The following is an 18,596-nucleotide window of genomic DNA, read 5'->3' on the forward strand; positions in this document are numbered from 1 at the left end:
GCAGCATAGCACACGCCCGGTTCGACCGTAATTGAAACGAGCCGGGATCGCCGCTGCGGTTTCGATTACGGTCGAAAGCCCAAATCCACCGCCTCTCCCCTAGCTGCATGTGCGGGATGGGGAACGGGCCACCCCTGCCGTCGGCTTCCGAGCTGTCGACGGCAGGGGTGAAGCCCCGGCATGGGAGCGGTGGGCGTTACTCCACGACCAGCTCGCGGACGCTCACGTCTTTGATTCTCCTCGACATGCCGAGGGCCGAAAGGGCAAAGGCGAGGGCGAAGGCCGCGCTGATGGCGAGCGCTTCCCAGATAGGCAGCGCGAGGCTGAACCCACCGACGCCGAAAAGGCCGAACAGCATGCTGACCAAGGCGCCGCCAGCTGCCATCGTGAGGGCCGACCCTATCAGGGCACCCACCGCCGACGCGCCGAGGAAGCGCAGTGCGAACGAGGCGCGCAACGAAGCCACTGTGAACCCCATCGCGTGGTAGATTCCCAGGTCGCGGCGCTCGGAGAGGAGCGTTCGCCTGCTTATCAGCATCACGGCAACGCAGGCAAGGACCAGCGCGAACGCGGACATGGCATAGCCCATGACCGTCAGCATGTCCCTGCAGAGCAAAAGCATGTTCGTGTTCGACCCGAACAATCCGGTCAGCTCGGTGTCAACGCTGTCACCGAACCGGCTTGCAAGCGCCTCTGCCACCTCATCGGCCTTGTCGGGATCGGCCAACTGGTACTGGCGCGAAACGTCAGCGGGATCCGACCCCAACTCCACCAACTCCTGAAACCCCTCGTAGGTGAGGACGACGCCATTGCCGCCATTGAGCACCGATGACAGCAAGCCGCTCACAAGGTAGGTTCGCTCTTCGCCGTCACTTTTCGACACCCGCAGCTCATCGCCCACCGAAAGCCCCTTGGCGCGAGCGAGGTTCAACCCTATGAGCGCCTCGTTTGCGTGCTTGGGCGCGCGCCCCGAGACGATGGATGCCTCCTCCAGAACGCCCGTATCGGAAAGCCCGACGAAGGTGCAGGCCTCGCCGTCCAAATTGAGCACCGCAGCGCCCTCTTCCCACTCGCGCGTCATAGGCGAGACGCCTTCTATGGTTTCGCGCACCTCGCCAAGACTCACCTCCTGCCCGTCGAAGCGAACCGAGCCGTCGCTCTTCCACACGCCGAAGGCCTTGTACACCGCATCATCTCCGGCAAGCGCGCCGCCAATGCCGAAGCACAGCGCGACGAACGCGCACAACAGCAGCGAACAAGCGCCGATGCCCGCATAGCGCCCTTTTTCGGACACAATTGCTCGCCATGCCAACGACGTTTTCAGGCGATTGCCCGATATCGCGCTTGCCCCGCGCGGTGAGAAGCGAATGTCGCCGTCGCCTTGCCGGAGCGCCGCCAAAGGCGTGATGCGTCCTATCTTGCGGGCCATCAGGGCAATGCATGCCATAAGGGCCGCCAACAGGGCGCCGCAGCAGGCAAGGCCCGCCCAAGGGAAGGACGCCTCGACCACGAGGATTCCCGTGATGAGCAGAAACACCGGCCAGAAGAGCGGTTCCAGAAGGTACCCCACTACGAAGCCGAGGAAGAGGCCGACGAGCGCGGCGAGCGCATATTGCATGACAAGGGCCCTGCGCAGCGCATTGCGCGGAAGCCCCACCCCCTTCAGAACTCCCCAGTCGGCATAGCCGCTCTGTATGCTGGAGGACGCCGTATGCAGGCACAGGATGAGGGCCACCACGAACAGGATCAGCGAGAACACGGCAAGCACCGCGGTGATAACCTGCACCACTAGGAGGCTATAGCCGGCAAGGGTCTGCCGAGAGAAGAGCGTGTGGGGGGAATCGCCCCACGAGGTGCCGTCATCGATCAGCTGCGTCAAATCGTGCCCGTCGATGCCCTGGGAGCGTGCCTCGGGCGTCAACATCACGTTGATCTCCCTGATGGGATACGCCTCCTTCTCCATGGTCACGGCGCCGCCGGAGATGCCGGCGCCGGAGGTGCCCGTCTCCTCAACTTCCGCCAACAGCTTCTCGAAGGTGGCGGAAGACAGCAGGTAGCGCTTTGTATCCATGAAGGGCGTCCCCATCTGCGGATCTTCATAAAACGCCGCAACGCGCAAGGAGGTCTCGCGCCCTCCGATGTCAAGCACGAGGACGTCGCCTATCTCTACATTGTGCAGGGTGCGCTCCGCAACGCGAACGTACGCCTCACCGTCCGCCGGCCCGTTTTGCTCATCGCGATACGATGAGAGGTCGTCGGCAAAGACATTGAAATCGAGGGACGAGCCCCACGCTTCGTAGGCGCTCGCCGATGGCGGAGCAGTTTTCACAACCTCGTTCCCTTGGGCGTCTTCGACGCGCGTCGGAGCCGTGAAGGCCTCCGTCACCTTCACCTCCTGCACTTCGGGCAACGCTTCTATCTCATCAATGTCCTCGTCAGTGAGATTTGAAACCGGGTCGTTGGCAGCAACATCCCCCGCTGCAATCTGGTCGAGCAAGGCCTCCTCGCGTGCGGAGAGATCGACGAAAAGGCTGGTGGTCAGCGTCAACGCGAGGGCCGCGAGGAACAAGAGCAGCGCAAGGCCGACGAACGTTCCCTTGTCCTTCCGCAGTCCTGCGAGCACAAGCGTGCGCAACGGTTCCATGGCGCACCCCCTACCAGGAAAGCGATGCAAGCCAGGCGCTCGCCATGGCCTCGCGCTCGCGAACGTAAGCTTTGTCGCCGGAAAGCGCCGGATCCCAAGGCGCCAACTCCAGCTCGCCGCGAATGCCGCCGTCCTCGAAGTAGAGCAGGCGGTTGCCGCGGACGGCGCTGCGCACATCGTGGGTCACCATGAGGATGCTGATGCCGTCGCGGTTGAGCTCACCCAGAAGATCGAGCACCTCCAGGCTGTTCGCGCGGTTGAGCGCGCCGGTGGGCTCGTCGGCGAACACGATCGCCGGCTCGTTCACCACCGCCCGCGCCACGGCGCAACGCTGCTTCTGGCCGCCGGACGCCTGGCTGGGAAGATGCGAGGCAACCTCGGAGAGCCCCATGCGCGTCATCAGCTCGTCGGTGGCGCGCCGCGTCTCGGAGGCGCTGCGCCCCCGCTTCAGATAACCGGGCACGGAGATGTTCTCATACAGGGTGAGGTTGCTCACGAGGTTCGCCGCCTGAAAGACGAACCCGAAGCGCTGCGCCCTCAACTCGGAAAGCCGGCCCTCACCAAGGCGGGAAATATCCTCGCCTTCGAAGATGACCTCGCCGGAGGTGGGAACGTCCATGCCCGAAAGGCAGTAGAGAAGCGTGGATTTTCCCGAGCCCGAGGGGCCCATGATCGAGGTGAAGTCTCCTTTGTAGAGTTCGAGGCCGACGCTCCCCAGAACATGGGCCTGCACGCCGTCCGCAACGTAGGTCTTCGACAGCTTTCGCGTCGAGAGTATGGTTTCGCGCATGGTTGATCCTTTCCCTTGTGCGCCGTCAGCGCCCATCATAGGGAGGCGGTCATTAAGGAATCATTAAGGCCACAGCGTTTGCGGCTCAGGCAAAAGGGGAAGCTCTATGGTGGCTTTGAGCCCCGGGTAGGCGTTGGTCAGGTGCAGACGGCCGCCCATGCGCTCTACCAGGTAGGACGAGATGTAGAGCCCCAGCCCCGAACCCGGTTTGCCCGACGCGTTCGCGCCCCGATAGAAGCGCTCGGTGGCGAACGGCATGTCCTCAGGCGGTATGCCCGGCCCGAAGTCGCGCACCGCTATCGTGTAGAGTCCGTTTTCGGCCGTGGCCTGGATGTCGATGGCCGAACCGCGCGCGTACTTGATGGCGTTGCCGATGAGGTTGTCGATGGCCTGGGCGAGCCGCGCTTCGTCGGCCTCCACGCGGGCTTCGTCTACGCGCTGGCAGGCAATCTGGGCCAGGCCGGACGAATCGCTGGCGCACCGCCTCACAATCGGAGCCGCCTGCACGGGCTCGCGGGCCACCGAGATGCGATCCATGTCCGAGAGCGCGTGCTGGAACAGGTCTTCCACCAGAGACGAGGCCTCGTCGCATTTCCGGGCGATGGCGCGCTCATATTCCGCACGCTCCTCCTCCGAATTCGCCAGCCCCATGTCCAGGGCCTCCGCATAGGCCCTGAGGGACGCGAGCGGGGTGCGCAGGTCGTGGGAAAGCGAGGCGAGCGCGGCCTTGTGGTCCTCCCTCGCGCGTTCCTCGTCCTTCCGGGCGCGGTCGAGTTCCTTGCGAAGGTGATCGAACGCCCAGGTGAACTTGCCGAAGGGGTTGGACCGCTCGTAGGCGAGCGGCGCATCCAGGTTGCCGGCCGCCACTTCCTCGGCGAAGCCTTCCAGCCGTGTGAAGGGCCGCGCCACCACATGGTGCAGGTAGACGGCCATGAACGCGAGGGCCGCAACGGAGACGAGCGCGGTGAGCGCCACGGCGCCGGCTGCCGCGTCGTTGCGGGATTCAGCGGCATCCCGCAACGCATCCTGGGCACTTGCGAGTGCCTGGTCGGCAGCGCGAAGCGATTCGCCATCGCCGGGCGCGGTTTCCGCGATTTCCTGCCGGGCGTCATTGAGTTCGACCACCTGGTTTCGTAGCGTCTCTTCGCCGCCGCCGACGATCACCGCCATGCCCCCAGCGGCGGCGATGACAACGGCAAGCGTGGCAGCAAAGGCCGCGCCGACAAGTCGCTTCGTCAGGCGTTCTCCCTGCTTCGCCATCAGCGATTTCCCTCGGGAAGATCGAAGCGGTAGCCCTCGCCGCGAACCGTCTTGAAGTAGACGGGGCGGGACGGATCGTCTTCAAGCTTAGAGCGAAGCCAACTCATGTGAACGGAGACCGTCTGCGGCTCCACCTCGGCAAAGGCGCCCCACGCCTTCGCCAGAAGGGTGTCGCGGCTGAGGCTCTTGCCGGCATTGCCCATGAGGGCGGATGCAAGCTGGAACTCCCGGGGCGACAGGGCAACCGCTTCCCCGTTCTTCCGGATGGTCTTGGCCCTGCCGTCAAGCTCAAACGGGCCGATAGAGAGCACCGCCTCATCGGCTCCGCTTTTCCGCTCGGGCCTCATCATGAGCGCCTTCGCCTGGGCAAGCATTTCCCTCAGGCTAAACGGCTTGGAAAGGTAGGCGTCGCCCCCTTCCTCCAGGGCGCGGATGCGCGCGTCGGGCTCGATGCGCGCCGAAGCGAACACCACCGGCACCCCGCTGCGCCCGCGCAAATTGCGGCAGAGGGCATAGCCGTCATCGCCCGGCAGGTTCACGTCCACCATCAGGCAATCGAAGACGGCGCTGGTCAAAAGGTCGTAGGCCTCCTCGGCGCTTCCGGCGATATCGGCCGCCATGCCATCCGCCTCGAACGCGCGACGCATCAGCTGCGCCAATTCGCCTTCGTCCTCAACAATCAAAACCCTTTTCATGATTATTCCTGCCCGCCCTGCTTGAAATGCTTTTTGACAAAATCCCTTTACGCCATTCTACCTTCTCAAGCAGTAAGAGACTTGCGACGCGGCAGTAATCACAGGAGCTATTGCGAACGTTCCGAACGATTCGCCCGTCAATGCCCTTCAGACGGCGGTGGATCAGACCTAATGTCAGCCCTATCGGGTTACGTCATGAAAATGTCCTAAAAATGAGATTTTACGTCCTTAAAATATCCAATGACCGCAGCATCTTAGGGGGGAACCTGCTCTTCACTGAATTCAAAGGCGCGTTCGCAGAACAATTCGTGTGCCAGCAACTCATAGCAGAATGCGGGTTGACCCCGTTTTACTGGTCGGCAGAAAACTCGCGCGGCGAGATTGACTTCGTGGTTCAAAAAAATGGCATCACGTATCCGATCGAAGTCAAAGCAGAAGAGAACTTGAAATCAAAGAGCCTGCGTGCGTTTTGCGAGAAATACAGAGGTATGCAGGCGCGGAGATTCAGTCTGTCCGGGCATCGCGACGAGGGTTGGATGCAAAATATACCTCTTTATGCAATCGCCCCTTTTGCGAATTGGAAATGACAACCTAAGGCGGATGCGCGCATCGGGTTTGATGCGCGCTGAAGCGAACACCACGGGCACTCCGCCGCGAAACAGCGCTAGGGCACGATGGCGGTGACGAAGGTGACGAGCCCGAGGATGATGCCGGGGATGTTGGCGACGATGATGGGGATGTCGCGCTTGGGCTTCATGAAGCCGTAGATGGTCCACATGGTGCAGTTAAAGAACGCGCAGAGCGGCTGCCACGGGCTGCCGGGGTTGCCGCCGAGGTTGTTGGCGATCTGCGTGAGGTAGGACACGTACATGATCACCGAGAGGACGGAGGCGATGCGGCCGACAACGGCGACGATATCTTTCTTCTCGTGCTGCTTACGCTGGACTTTCTCGGATACGGGCTGGCTGATGATGGGCTTTGCTACGGTATGGCTGATCGAAGACATAGCTTCCTCCTTTCGTTTTCCGTCCCTTTACCGTAGCGATTGCGGAAAAGAGCCGAAAGGGGGCGCCCCGGAGCCGAAAACGGGTTTTTACGCCGCCGTAGGATTTCCGTAACGGGAAGCCGAGGGGGCGTGAGCTCCGCCTCGCTAGCCGGTTCTTTACCGTGCTGATCCTTTCGCTCGGCGCTATCGCAGAATCGCGTTACAAGAGCGCCAGTCAACCGTTGGTTGACTTGGCGACGGGCAAAGTCAATCTCCTCTCGCTTGCTGCGGCATTTTGGTGCAGAGATAATGAGAGGCGTCGAAAGGACTGCCAATGAACCGCCTCTCTTTATCTGACCGCATCCTGGAAGAGCGCTCCCGCAACCATCTCACACAAGAGGAGCTCGCCCGCCGTCTCGGCGTGTCGAAAGCGGCCGTATCGAAATGGGAGTGCGGCCAGAGCTTGCCTGACATCGCCCTCCTGCCCAAGATGGCCTCCCTGTTCTCCATAACCCTGGACGACTTGTTTGGATACGAGCCGGTGGCTAGCGAGGAAAAGCGGGAGGAGATCGTAGGGCAGCTGCAAGGGTTGCTGGCGAAGGAGCCCGCTCGGGCTGCCGAGTATGCCGAACAGCAGGTCGCCCGGTACTGGTCCGATTCCGAACTTCTCAGGGCTGTCGGTCTCGTGCTTTACGCGAAAGCGATAGAGCCGAGCGCTCCAGACGAGACGGAACGCTCCGAGCCCGCGTCCTGCTTAGCCGATCTCGCTGAGAGGATCCTGCGCCGCGCGCTACAGCTCGACCCAGACGGCCCCTCCACGGACTTCACCCTGCAGGCACTCTGCATGTTGCTCGCGTCCGAGGGGAAGGAGGGGCAAGCAGATGAACTTATTGAGAAGCTGGTTCCCGCTAAGCCGAACACGGCAGCAATCATCCTCGCGGGAATCGCCATAAGAACCGGGAATCCAAAGGGAGCGGAGACCGCGCTCAAGCGCCAGCTTCTCTTCTCGCTCCTCGAAGTTGCCAGCTGTGCGCAGGCCTTGGCCGGTGTCGAGGGCATAAGCGTTGAAGAGCTCGAAGATATCCTCGCTCTCGCAGTGGGCATTCAGGAACCGAGCGGGTTTGAGGCGCTCTCTCCGACGCTCGTCCCAATCGTCCGAATTGCGTTGGCGGCGCGATTCGCAGAATCGGGGGATGAGGACCGTGCGCTGGATGAGCTGGAGCGATTCATCAAAGACCTGGAGCGCTGCTGCGAGATGTTCGAGAGCCCGCAGAACCCGCCTTTTTTCAAATCCGTCGACGAATTCTTGTGGCAGAGCGGAGATGAGGAGGTGGCTGAGGCAAGAGGGGAGGCCGCGGCATCGCTACGCTCATCCTTCGCGAGCAGCATCGCATCGAACGAGAGCTGGGCCGCGTTTCGCGGCAACCCAAGGTTCAAGGCGATCATGCGCCGTCTTGGGGAAGAGGGGGCCTCCGTATGAGCACCATCGATTTAGCCTTGAGGTATGTGATCATCTCGGTCGCCTTCCAGCTTGCTTGCGCCTGGGTGCACGCCTTCCAATCGCCCTGGCCCCTGGTCGATGCCTTCGAACTCGCATCCACCGCAGAGGAGCAGCTGTTCAAGTCGCTGGGCATTCGCTTCGATCCTTTGACGATTGGCATGCGCCAAGACATGGCGTCTTACTCCGTGACCTCTTTAATCGCGGCGGCGAATGCCTTTGGGTCGTCAACGCTTACGCCGATGGCGCGCACGTGCTTCGTGCCCAGAAGCGTCCGAACTTCAACGGGACTTCGCATCACCAACCATGCATCCGGGCGATAGAACGTGCCGTAGTTGAGCCTGTCCGATTCCTCGATATGCCCAATTTCGTTACCCGAAAGCGAGACCGCTTCGATATGGGAGATGGGGATGACGGCCTCCATCTGAATGCCGCATTCCAGGCGAACGGAGCTTCCTCCGACCGCGATGGGGCGCAGCATGCGAGCACGCGCGTCGCCCACGAGCCAAATAGCCGCATAGACGGAAAGCGCCGTAACGACGATAGCGGCCGGAACGCTCCACTGTGACACCAGGAGGTGCACCGCGACGATCTCCACGGGGAACGCGAGCGCGAGTCCGAGCATCATGTTCATGTAGTCGCCGGCGTTATGGTAGCTGAACGCCCGCGCGCCTGACAGCACGTAGGGCTTCTTTCGCCACGAGAGCAGCGCGTAGTACCAAACGGCCAGCTCGGCCGCCGTCATGTTAGCGGCGACGTCTTTGCGGACGAGGTAGAGCATGGTCTCCCTGAACCAGACCACGGGATCGGAGCTCTCCGTTTTGGCAGCCTTGAAGGTGCGAGTGATTTTCAGGCACTCCCTCACCGCGATCGCGAGCTCCACGGGGATCAGCGCGGAGAGCAGGGCCGGCAGGATACCTGCATCTGGCGCCCCGAGTGCGAGTGCGCTCAGCGCATAGCCGATCCAAATAACGGGAATGACCGAGAGCAGCGTGAGCCTTCTCGGCCGAGCCACAAGAAGGTAGAAGCCAAGCGGTATCCCCGCCATGAAATCAAGCGGCAGGGCGATGCCCTCGATGTGGCTAGGTATACGCGGCGCGGAGATGACGCCGTAGGTGTAGAGAACGAGATCCAGCAAGCAAAAACTGATCAAGCTCAATCGCTGCCTTCTTGCTGCATCCATCTCTTCTCCCTCCTTGCTTCACTGGGACAAATTATCTCAGTTGCTCTGAACTGGTGATTCTTCGCCGATTACATCGGTTTGAGGTTCTGGTTGAGCCTGTCAACCATCCAAGCGAGACGCTTCTCGCGACCAGCGTCGGTCTTTGCATCAAGGTAGGCCCTCGTGTAGGTCTTCCTCACCGAAGGAGACATGCCGAGGAAGTTCGCGTGCGCCTTCTCATAGGGCTCAAGAATCTGCGCGATACGCTCGATGTCCTCGTCGGTGATGCCAGGAGCCTTCGGAGCATCCCACTGTCCGTTGGCCTTCGCTTCCTCGATCTTCGAGCGCCCATGCTCGGTCATGAGTCCGCGCTTCTCAAGCTCGGCTACGAGCTTCTTGTTCTTCTCAGACCACTTGCTGTTGAGCCTACGTTGAGAGAAGTACTTGCGATAAGAGACGTCGTCGATCTTCTGCATCTGCCCGTCGATCCAGCCAAAGCAGAGCGCTTCTTCCAGGGCTTCCGATGCCTTGAGCGTCTTAGGGCCTCCTGCCTTGCCGAAGATGAGCCAGACACCATCGTCGGAAGATGCATTGCCTTGCAGCCATTTTCTGAACTCGCTCCTGTCGGCGAATCGCAAATCCTCGCTCATGCTTGCCTCCTGCCTACAACACAATACGCCCTTCCGTCCATGATGGACTTGATTTGAACGGTAAAGCCCGCAATCTCCGCAGCCGAAACAACCTCTTGTTCTGTGCGCATCCTATAGCCGAACTGAGTGTGAGAGTAGGATTCGAGGGCTCGGTTCGTGTAATGAGTGCCGATGAAGATGCCCTCGGGTTTGAGCACGCGAGCGATCTCCGCGAAGCCCGACGCCAGATCCTCCCAGAAGTACATCGTGTTGATTGTTAGAGCCTTGTCGACTGTTGCGTCTTCGAGTGGCATATCGTCAACCGGACAGCGAAGGAGCTCCACGTTCGTTCCGGCAAGCTGACGCTTCGCGATCTCAAGCGCATCTTCCGAGATGTCGGTTCCTATCAAATGGCAACCACACGCATGGGCGATCCGCTCCAACATGATTCCGTTGCCGCAGCCTATGTCAAGTATGGTGTCGTCGTTTCGAGGACGAAGGAGCCTCTCTGTCGCTTCGTACATCTGCACGTTCTGACGGTTCATGACGGCCATAACGATGCGTCCGCCTATACCACGGGGGTTGGCGAACTGCTTGGCGATGTACTCGTTGATAGACATTCTGGTCTTTCCTCGTTCCGCTGAGACAAATTGTCCCATTAGCTCTGAACTGGTATTTCTTCGTGAAAACGGCTAGTCGGCAGTTTTGGCGTCCTTGACCGCGTTGGCCAACGCGCGAAGAGACGCGAGCGCGTCTTGCCAACTGACTGACTCAGCGAAGGCGTTTGCCGCCTGATATCGGCTCCAGTGCCCCTCCATCATCTCGCTTTGCGCAAGCAGGTCTATCATCTCGTCGCTCCGGTCGAGCGGCACCGTGCTCTCGCGAACCGCCATGGTCGCATCGAGCGCATCTCTCAGAAGGGCGAAGTCGATGTCACGACCCGATTCCGTCAGGGCGTAGATGTCGTAGAAGTCGCGCATCCTCGTCGTTTGGAGCGCGAGCGAGAGGATGGTCTCTAGCTTCTCGGCCAGCGCGGTCTCGGTGTTGTACGATCGAAGCGGGATGCTCCTGTCCTCAAACAGCAGCTTGTAGTCGTACTCGATCGCGTCCGGTGTGATGGCGTCGCCTGTAGAGATGTCGATCTTGAAGGTCGTCTTCGTCTTCTCGATGGAAGCGCTCACGTTGACGCGCACGCCACCGTATTCAGAGTCCTCCATGATCTCCTGTGGCTCGCCGAGCTCGAAGGTGAAGCCGTCGCCGATGTCGATGGAGGCGACCTCGGCAAGGATGCGAGAGACGTTATCCAGGCTCATGTCGTGCCCGCGCATCGTGGCGTCGATATCTCGCGTGGTGCGCTCGTCCACGCCGATGAGGGATGCCACGAGCATGCCTCCCTTGATGACGAAGTCATCGCGATAATCGGACACGGACAGTCTCTCAAGCAGGCGCTCCATGGCGTAGTGACGAAGGAGCATCTGTGCCGTGGCGCCATCTCCTTTGGCGCGGTTCCTGATGAGGTCTTTGATTCTCCGGGCTCCCGTGATCACAGTGCCACCTCCATTACCTCGTAAACGCGGGATTCTATGTTCATCGCGTGCGCGTAGTCAGACAGGCGTGCGAGGTTCTTGTCCCTTGACCGCACATAATCGCGGATTGCCTGTCGGAATACTGCTGGGTCGAAAGCGGTGCGCTTGCGGATGAGGTCGCAGATGGTGCGCTCCTTGTCGTAGGCTCTCACTCTGGCACCGCTCGGCGTTTCGACCTCCGTGAGCCCCATCCCGTACCACTCCGGTTTCGTGTAGTAAATGCGCACGCCCTGGGCCTTTAGGGGGCTGGCATTGTAGCTCGACTCAACCGTGACCGATATCGGCACCGGCTCGCGGTCGGTCAGGTCGTGGAGGTAGAGCGCCGATTCGTGGGAGAACGCGGCTTTAGGGAAGCGCTTCTGGAGGAGCGCCATTTCGTCCGGGAATACATCGGGGTCGAGGTAGACTCCTCGTGAGGTCTTCTCAAGGCCGCGTCTGCGGACGTAGTCGGAGAAGGCCGGGCGCGTGACCCCTGCCTCTTGCGCCTCGGCAGAGGTTATGATCCCCGCGTTGGCTTCGAGGATAGAATTCAGTGTCTTGTCGTATTTGGTAATCATTTTACAATCACGCTGACATTCTAATATATATTCAGCATGATTGTAAAATATAGTTCAGTAGATACCTGGCTGGTAAGTCTGGTTTTTCATTTGACAGATCTTTGCCGTGCGAATCATTTCGCCCCGGCAATCGCAGGGGTCCAGAACGCTCTCATGCCGAACTCGCGCCTCTTCATCGCACGCCCATCTTCCTCCCCTTCCGAACAGATTAGATTCCTTCAAGTATAACCATCTCGCTAGGATATGTCCTGTGGGGCGCGATGCCTAGGGTTTTTCTGCATGCTTTGCAATGTTAAGCTATGCTGTCGGTTCAAGCGCGATATGCGGTGCGTCCAGCCAATACCCGCACGGGATATGAGAGGACGCGCCTCTTCTCGTCCTGTAGCCTGAACATGAAAGGAGGCGTGAGTGAGCCAGCTTGAGAACCTGAACCGCGCCATGGGCTACGTTGAAGATCACCTGGATGGGACACTCGATGTGGAGAAGCTTTCCCGCATCGCCGGGTGCTCTCAGTACCAGCTCCTGCGGATGTTCCCCTACCTGGCGGGAGTGACGCTTTCGGAGTACGTCAGGCGCCGGGCGATGACGAGCGCCGCATACGACCTGGTGTCAACCGACGCGAAGGTGGTAGACGTGGCTCTGAGGTACGGGTACGACTCCCCGACATCGTTCAGCAGGGCGTTTCGAAGCGTGCACGGCGTATCGCCGAGTGAGGCGCGCCTGCCCGGTACCAAGCTCAAGCTCCATCCGCGCCTTGCGTTCGCGCTATCCGTGAAGGGAGAAGAGGCAATGGACTACAAGATCATTGAGCAGCCGTCTTTCCGCGTGGTCGGGATACCGTCCGACAACGGGAAGTGGGATGTCGAGGGCGCTGGGGCGAAGGCCACCGAGTACTGGGCGAAGCTCGGGCCGGACGTCCACAAGGTGCTGAGCCTGATGGACGGCAGCGAGCCTGCGGGCCTGTTGGGCGTCCAGTTCTGCGACGACGGCGAGTTCGACTGCTACATGGCCTGCGTGGCCACGGGCCAGCCGTGCCCCGAGGGCATGGAAGAGCGCGTCGTCGAGGCGGCCACCTACGCGGTCTTCGAGTGCGTCGGGCCGATGCCCGATGCCATGAACGAGCTGTGGCATCGCATCCTCGCCGAATGGCTGCCGGCCTCCGGGTACCAGTGGGCCTCGGGCACCGACGTCGAGAGGTACTTCACGCCGGCCATGACCGCACCGGACAGCAGGAGCGAGGTCTGGCTTCCCGTGGTCAAGGCCTAGGGTTTCCCGGCCGCGTTCGCCGACAGCCAGCAGCAACCAGCAATCATCACGTAAGGAGCAGGGAACCCCATGCCGTTCGATTACAAGAAAGAGTACAAGGACATCTACCAGCCGTCGAAGAAGCCGGCTCTCATAGAAATGCCGCCGATCAACTACGTGGCTGTGCGCGGCAAAGGCGACCCGAACGAGGAAGACGGCGAATACCAGCGCGCCCTCCAGCTACTCTACGGCATCTCCTTCACCATCAAGATGTCCCCCAAGTCGGGTCACGATATCGAGGGGTATACGCCCTACGTCGTTCCGCCGCTGGAAGGCTTCTGGACTTTCCCGGAGCCCATCGAGCAGCTGGACCCGAAGCGCAAAGCCGAGCTCGAGTGGATAAGCTGCATCAGGCTGCCCGAGTTCGTAACGCCCGCCGTGTTCAACTGGGCAGTGCAGGAGGCCGCGCGCAAGAAAAAGGCCGACTTCTCGAAGGCGGAGATGATCACGGTGGACGAGGGGCTGTGCGTGCAGTGCATGCACATCGGGCCCTACGACGACGAGCCCGCAACAATCGACGCGCTGAGAAGCTATGCCGAGTCGGAGGGCCTGCAGTTCGACCAAAGCGGGCAGCGCCTCCACCACGAGATCTACCTCTCAGACCCCAGGCGCGTTGCCCCCGAGCGCCTGAAAACAGTCCTCCGCATCCCCGTGAGGCCCGCGTAGGCAGGCGTGTCGCCAACCACATATCTGGCCAGAAAAGAAAGCCTGCCGAGGACAAATCGGCAGGCTTTGCTATTTAAGCATTTTCCAATTCTCCTAAAAATCGGACTAATGCGACTATTGTTCCAGGTTGTAATACGCGGTAACCTCGAAAGCACGTTTTGCGCGAAACATCTAGGGACAACCGCATATGAAGGAGAAGGCATGGCTGAAAGAAAGCTGGCTTCGGTTCAATACGTCCACGATGTCGCGCCGATTGAAGGAGCCGATCGCATTGAGCTCGTTCGAGTTCTCGGGTGGCAATGTGTTGCAAAGAAAGGAGAGTTTCGGAAGGGCGATTTGGCGGTTTATTTCGAGATAGACTCGTTTCTACCCATTGCGCCAGAATTTGAGTTCTTGCGTTCGGGTTCGTACAAGAATTCCGATTTGCTTGGCGAGGGCTTCCGCCTGAAAACTCAACGGTTCCGTGGGCAAATTTCCCAAGGGCTCGTTTTACCGCTCTCCATTCTTCCAGAAGGGGACTGGGCCATCAATCAGAACGTTGCCGATGTCCTGGGCGTACGGAAGTGGGAGATATCCGAGCGAGCCACAAGCGGAGGCACAGTCGTTGCCGACTTTCCGACGGAAATTCCCAAAACCGGAGAGTTGCGCATACAGTCAGCTCCTGAGCTCATAAAGGAGTTTGCCGATGTGCCCTACTACATCACTACGAAAATGGATGGGACAAGCGTCACTATGGCGCGAATCGATGGGACGTTCAGGGTGTGCGGCCACAACTCCGAGTACGCCGATGATGGCAAGTGCGACTTTTGGCGCTACGCTCACGAACATGGCATCGAGGAGCGGCTAAGGGAGCACGGGTTAGACAATCTTGCCATCCAGGGGGAGTTCTGCGCAGCCGGTATTCAGAAGAACCCGTTGCGACTTGTGCGGCCGGGTTGGTACGTGTTTACCATGTATGACATCGCGGCGCGCCGGCGACTGGGGTTGGAGGCCATGAGGAATGTAAGTGACGATCTGGGCCTGGAAATGGCCCCTATTGAAGAGACGGGCGATGGCCTGCCCTATGCCGCCGTGGACGAACTGCTTGAGCGGGCGCGGGGATGTTACTCGAGCGGTGTGACCAAGGAAGGCATCGTAGTGCGTTCGCAGGAGCCCGTTTACAGCCAGATCGCTCAAGGCCCGCTTTCCATGAAGGTCATTAACAACGACTACTTGTTGCGAGAGAAATAGGGGTGACCATGGGAAAAACGTTGGTGGTAGGCGACCTGCACTGCAAGATGTCGTTGGTGCTGCCGCGGGCGACAGATACGGCACTGAGCCATTGCTGCGACTCCATTGTGCTGTCAGGCGACCTGTGCGACGACTGGGGCGTGGACGGCCGAGCCATGGTGCGGCAGCTGGAATATGCAGCGGAATGGAAGGCAAAGGCAGAGGCCTTGAAACTACGGGTGGCCGTGCTCATGGGGAACCATGATGCGGCCTATCTGGGGCTTGCGAGCTATGGCTTCACCAACGAAGACGTGCGCGAAGAAGTTGCAGCGCTGCTTTCCGATGGGCTGGGTGTAAGGGTGGCCGCAGTCGTAGGTGGCCGTTTGGTAACCCATGCGGGTCTTACAGGTGCATGGGCGCATCGCGTCGGCATTGAGGAAGGCACAGAGGCGGGGGAAGTTGCTGCGCACTTGAACGACATGTATGCCAATCAGGCGCAGTGGCGATCGCTTATTTCTTGTGGCCCGGCACGCCACGGTTGGGGCTTGCCGGGGCCGTTGTGGGCTGATCGACGCGAGTTGCTGTGCGATCCGTTCCCTGGCCTATCCCAGATTGTAGGACATACGCCAATCGAGGCAGCATCGAGCTACGAGGCTGAGTCAGGCGAGAGTTTCTGGTTCCTCGATACCATGAGTCTGTATCGCAGCGGTCGGCCTATCGGTGATGCGACGGCGTTGGTGGTGGGGCATGGAGAGACGGAGGTTGTGCCGCTGTTTGATGAGTGGGAAAGTGCGGTGATGGATTTCTGCGAAAGGTGACGAATCGGTTGGCTGCTTCAACCGGCGGAATTAGCACAAACATACACATGAACCGAGTTAGTGTGTATGTTTGTGCTATCATCTGCACTATGAAAGACGTAGTGCTCACATACGAAAGCGCCCTGGAGGAAGCTGGGTCGAGGGGCGCGCTCGAGACCAAAGTCAGAAGCGGAGGGCTCTTCAAGATCGGCCGTGGAATCTACTCCTCAAGCGAGCACCCCGATCCTCTTGTCGTTGCCTATGTTCTCTATCCGGACGCAGTCATCACGATGGACAGCGCGCTTGCATCGTACGGACTGACTGATGTCCCTCCCAACAAGGTGCACCTTGCAACCGCTCGTGACGCAACGAGGATTTCTCGCCCGGGCTATCGCCAGTACTTCACGGAGCGAGAGCTCCTCGATCCAGGGGCGGTCGAGAAGGACATCGGGCACGGCATCATCCGCATATACGATCGGGAGCGCTTGCTCGTTGAGGTGATGCGCCGCCAAGCGACGCTTCCACTCGACTACTACAGAGAGGTCATAGCCTCTTACAGGCGCATATCCGAAGACTTGGATATCAGGCTCGTGGAGGACTACATGGCGCTGTTCAAGAGGCAGGACGCGATGTTCGACATACTGCAGAGGGAGGTGCTCTAGATGGAAGACCTCGCAAGAATCAGGGGTTCCTACATAAACGACGGCATGAGCTACGCGCAGGCGGAGGCCAGATGCGCCCAAGATGCGATGCTGGATCTCATCGCCAAGTCGACGCTCGCCGACAACATCACCATCAAGGGCGGCGTGCTCATGCAGCATGTCTCCAAGGATGCGCGCCGCGCCACAACAGACTTCGATCTCGACTTCGTCCGCTATCCGATAGCGGACGCTTCGATCAGGAAGTTTGTCGACGCCCTCAAGGCAGGAGGCTCTGCCTTCTCCGTCAAACTCACTGGGAGCATCGAGGAGCTCAAGCACCAAGACTACAGCGGGAAGCGTATCCACGTGATCATATCGGATGGCCTGGGCAACTCTATCGAAAGCAAGGTGGACATAGGGGTCCACACTCTCGTTTCTCCCGAGCTCAAGGACGTCTGCTTCGACCTTTCCAAACTCGACGAATCGGTAACCTTGCTGGCGGACAGCAACGAGCAGATGGTCGCTGAAAAGCTGCGCTCGCTCCTCCGTATCGGAGCTGCGTCGACCCGCTATAAGGATGTCTTCGATATCTACTACCTGCTCGCCGTCAAGGGCGTAGGCCCAGAAAAGCTTGGCGATGCCCTGGACGCCCTCGTGCTCAACGACGCTTCCATGCGCGAGCGAAGCTATAGCGACATCGCAAGCAGGCTTCGAAGTGTGTTCTCTAATCGAAGGTTCGCAAGTCAACTCTCAAGAGCCAAGAACGACTGGCTTGAAGTCTCGCCAGGGAAGGCGACTTCAGCAATCGTGAAGTACTTCTCCGAATAACTCGTAGGTCTGCGAACGAGTGCATACATGGCTCAAGGGCTCGGGGCCCAATCAGAACATCATCACGAGCAAGCCACACGCGACCGCTCGCTAGAGATAGCAATGGCTACTTGCTGTTGATGAATCGCCCTTTCTGCTATCCAGTATTCCAGTAGGTTCCTTTGGGCGGATTTGTGCAACTATCCACAATGGCGAACAATTGAAGCAGCAAGACGTGACATATTGCATCTCCAGCATGCAAGCAATGGCTTGGTGGAGCAACGTCAAGCCATTGCTTTGTCTCGATTCAAAATGAGTCAACCCCGATAAAACGCGTTAGAAAAGCACGCTTTTGAACTGGCGTTTTACTCCCACTCCACCGTGCCGACGGGCTTGGGGGTGAGGTCGTAGGCGACGCGGCAGATGCCGGGCACTTCGTGGGTGATGCGGTCGGTCATGCGCTTCAGCAACGCCCAGTCCAGTTCGGGCACCTCGGCGGTCATCACGTCCACGGTGTTGATGGCGCGGATGATGGCGGGCCACTCGTAGGCGCGCACGCCGTCGCGCACGCCGGTGGCGCGCACGTCGGGCACCACGGCGAAGTACTGCCAGGCGCCCACGTTCGCCGCCTCCATTTCCTCGCGCACGATGGCGTCGGCCTCGCGCAGCGCCTCCAGGCGGTCGCGGGTGATGGCGCCCAGGCAGCGTACGCCCAGACCGGGGCCGGGGAAGGGCTGGCGCTCCACCATGGACTCGGGCAGCCCCAGCTCGCGGCCGACGACGCGCACCTCGTCCTTGTACAGCAGCTTCACGGGCTCCACCAGGTCGAACTGCAGATCCTCCGGCAGGCCGCCCACGTTGTGGTGGGCCTTCACGCCGTCCTGCGACTCCAGGATGTCGGGATAGATGGTGCCCTGGGCGAGGAAGTCCACCTCGTCGCCCACCTTGCGGGCCTCTTCCTCGAACACGCGGATGAACTCGCCGCCGATGATCTTGCGCTTGGTCTCCGGCTCGTCCACGCCGGCCAGCAGATCCAGGAAGCGGTCAGTGGCGTCCACGTACACCAGGTTCGCGTCCATCTGGTTCTGGAACACGTCGATGACCTGCTCCGACTCGCCCTTGCGCATAAGGCCGTGGTTCACGTGCACGCACACGAGGTTCTTCCCGATGGCCTTAATGAGCAGCGCGGCCACCACGCTGGAGTCCACGCCGCCGGACAGCGCCAGCAGCACCTTCTTGTCGCCGACCTGCTCGCGAATGGCGGCCACTTGCTCGTCGATGAAGGCCTGGGCCAGCTCGGGCGTGGTGATGCGCTCCATGTCGTCGGGGCGAACGTTGGAATCCATGGGAACCTCCTGGGTCTGC

The 18,596-nt window shown here is 60.3% G+C and carries 19 protein-coding genes; 8 read left to right on the top strand and 11 right to left on the bottom strand.

The features are described 5' to 3' along the window. Positions 1-196 precede the first annotated feature (196 nt). The 4 genes from Q5064_RS00865 to Q5064_RS00880 form a co-directional block, all read right to left on the bottom strand. Positions 197-2,644 (bottom strand): FtsX-like permease family protein, encoded by a 2,448-nt coding sequence (locus Q5064_RS00865; RefSeq protein WP_302961450.1) that lies wholly within the window; start codon positions 2,642-2,644, stop codon positions 197-199. Positions 2,645-2,654: 10 nt separating this feature from the next. Then, on the bottom strand, positions 2,655-3,434 hold the full coding sequence (locus Q5064_RS00870) for an ABC transporter ATP-binding protein (RefSeq protein WP_302961452.1): 780 nt from the start codon (positions 3,432-3,434) through the stop codon (positions 2,655-2,657). Between the two features lie 63 nt (positions 3,435-3,497). Next, on the bottom strand, positions 3,498-4,694 hold the full coding sequence (locus Q5064_RS00875) for a HAMP domain-containing sensor histidine kinase (RefSeq protein WP_302961453.1): 1,197 nt from the start codon (positions 4,692-4,694) through the stop codon (positions 3,498-3,500). Beyond that, complete coding sequence (locus Q5064_RS00880) at positions 4,694-5,389, bottom strand: response regulator transcription factor (RefSeq protein WP_302961455.1); 696 nt, start codon at positions 5,387-5,389, stop codon at positions 4,694-4,696. Before Q5064_RS00880 ends, Q5064_RS00875 begins: the two co-directional genes overlap by 1 nt. 212 nt (positions 5,390-5,601) lie before the next feature. Between Q5064_RS00880 and Q5064_RS00885 the strand changes: the two genes are divergently transcribed. Then, positions 5,602-5,976 carry a DUF4143 domain-containing protein gene (locus tag Q5064_RS00885; protein ID WP_302961458.1) on the top strand — a complete coding sequence of 125 codons (375 nt, stop codon included), beginning with the start codon at positions 5,602-5,604 and terminating at the stop codon, positions 5,974-5,976. A 77-nt stretch (positions 5,977-6,053) separates the two neighbouring features. Here the strand turns inward: Q5064_RS00885 and Q5064_RS00890 are convergent, their stop codons facing one another. Beyond that, positions 6,054-6,395 (bottom strand): SemiSWEET family transporter, encoded by a 342-nt coding sequence (locus Q5064_RS00890; protein WP_302961460.1) that lies wholly within the window; start codon positions 6,393-6,395, stop codon positions 6,054-6,056. A 313-nt stretch (positions 6,396-6,708) separates the two neighbouring features. On the opposite strand from Q5064_RS00890, the gene Q5064_RS00895 reads away from it, so the two are divergent. Then, the gene (locus Q5064_RS00895; protein ID WP_302961463.1) at positions 6,709-7,854 is read left to right on the top strand and encodes a helix-turn-helix transcriptional regulator; all 1,146 of its coding nucleotides are present in this window, start codon (positions 6,709-6,711) and stop codon (positions 7,852-7,854) included. Positions 7,855-8,053: 199 nt separating this feature from the next. Here Q5064_RS00895 and Q5064_RS00900 read toward each other — a convergent pair whose 3' ends face one another. The 5 genes from Q5064_RS00900 to Q5064_RS00920 all read right to left on the bottom strand — a co-directional run bounded on the left by Q5064_RS00900 (position 8,054) and on the right by Q5064_RS00920 (position 11,806). Continuing rightward, positions 8,054-9,055, bottom strand: a complete 1,002-nt coding sequence (locus Q5064_RS00900) for a hypothetical protein (RefSeq protein ID WP_302961466.1) — start codon at positions 9,053-9,055, stop codon at positions 8,054-8,056. A gap of 68 nt (positions 9,056-9,123) precedes the next feature. After that, positions 9,124-9,684, bottom strand: a complete 561-nt coding sequence (locus tag Q5064_RS00905; protein WP_217952767.1) for a YdeI family protein — start codon at positions 9,682-9,684, stop codon at positions 9,124-9,126. Next, the gene (locus Q5064_RS00910) at positions 9,681-10,283 is read right to left on the bottom strand and encodes a class I SAM-dependent methyltransferase (RefSeq protein WP_302961470.1); all 603 of its coding nucleotides are present in this window, start codon (positions 10,281-10,283) and stop codon (positions 9,681-9,683) included. The genes Q5064_RS00905 and Q5064_RS00910 overlap by 4 nt, the downstream gene beginning before the upstream one ends. A gap of 72 nt (positions 10,284-10,355) precedes the next feature. Beyond that, a complete protein-coding gene (locus Q5064_RS00915; RefSeq protein WP_368389088.1) occupies positions 10,356-11,138 on the bottom strand; it encodes a nucleotidyl transferase AbiEii/AbiGii toxin family protein in 783 nt (260 codons plus the stop codon). Positions 11,139-11,206: 68 nt separating this feature from the next. Beyond that, the gene (locus Q5064_RS00920; RefSeq protein WP_302961472.1) at positions 11,207-11,806 is read right to left on the bottom strand and encodes an abortive phage infection protein; all 600 of its coding nucleotides are present in this window, start codon (positions 11,804-11,806) and stop codon (positions 11,207-11,209) included. 408 nt (positions 11,807-12,214) lie between these two features. Here Q5064_RS00920 and Q5064_RS00925 point away from each other — a divergent pair, with 408 nt between their 5' ends. From Q5064_RS00925 to Q5064_RS00950, 6 genes are all read left to right on the top strand, one after another. Beyond that, on the top strand, positions 12,215-13,072 hold the full coding sequence (locus tag Q5064_RS00925) for an AraC family transcriptional regulator (protein ID WP_302961475.1): 858 nt from the start codon (positions 12,215-12,217) through the stop codon (positions 13,070-13,072). Positions 13,073-13,141: 69 nt separating this feature from the next. Further along, a complete protein-coding gene (locus Q5064_RS00930; protein WP_302961477.1) occupies positions 13,142-13,777 on the top strand; it encodes a GyrI-like domain-containing protein in 636 nt (211 codons plus the stop codon). Between the two features lie 201 nt (positions 13,778-13,978). Continuing rightward, positions 13,979-15,007, top strand: coding sequence for an RNA ligase family protein (locus Q5064_RS00935; protein WP_302961480.1), 1,029 nt, complete (start codon positions 13,979-13,981; stop codon positions 15,005-15,007). An 8-nt stretch (positions 15,008-15,015) separates the two neighbouring features. After that, entirely contained in the window at positions 15,016-15,804 is a 789-nt protein-coding gene (locus Q5064_RS00940; RefSeq protein WP_302961482.1) for a metallophosphoesterase, read from the top strand. A gap of 89 nt (positions 15,805-15,893) precedes the next feature. After that, on the top strand, positions 15,894-16,445 hold the full coding sequence (locus tag Q5064_RS00945) for a hypothetical protein (protein ID WP_302961484.1): 552 nt from the start codon (positions 15,894-15,896) through the stop codon (positions 16,443-16,445). Beyond that, positions 16,446-17,252 carry a nucleotidyl transferase AbiEii/AbiGii toxin family protein gene (locus tag Q5064_RS00950; protein ID WP_302961486.1) on the top strand — a complete coding sequence of 269 codons (807 nt, stop codon included), beginning with the start codon at positions 16,446-16,448 and terminating at the stop codon, positions 17,250-17,252. It begins immediately after the preceding gene. A 344-nt stretch (positions 17,253-17,596) separates the two neighbouring features. On the opposite strand, the gene guaA is transcribed toward Q5064_RS00950, so the two are convergent. Continuing rightward, positions 17,597-18,577 (bottom strand): glutamine-hydrolyzing GMP synthase, encoded by a 981-nt coding sequence (gene guaA / locus Q5064_RS00955; RefSeq protein ID WP_302961487.1) that lies wholly within the window; start codon positions 18,575-18,577, stop codon positions 17,597-17,599. Positions 18,578-18,596: the final 19 nt, after the last annotated feature.

This window comes from uncultured Adlercreutzia sp. (genome assembly GCF_958431955.1).
Taxonomy (GTDB): domain Bacteria; phylum Actinomycetota; class Coriobacteriia; order Coriobacteriales; family Eggerthellaceae; genus Adlercreutzia.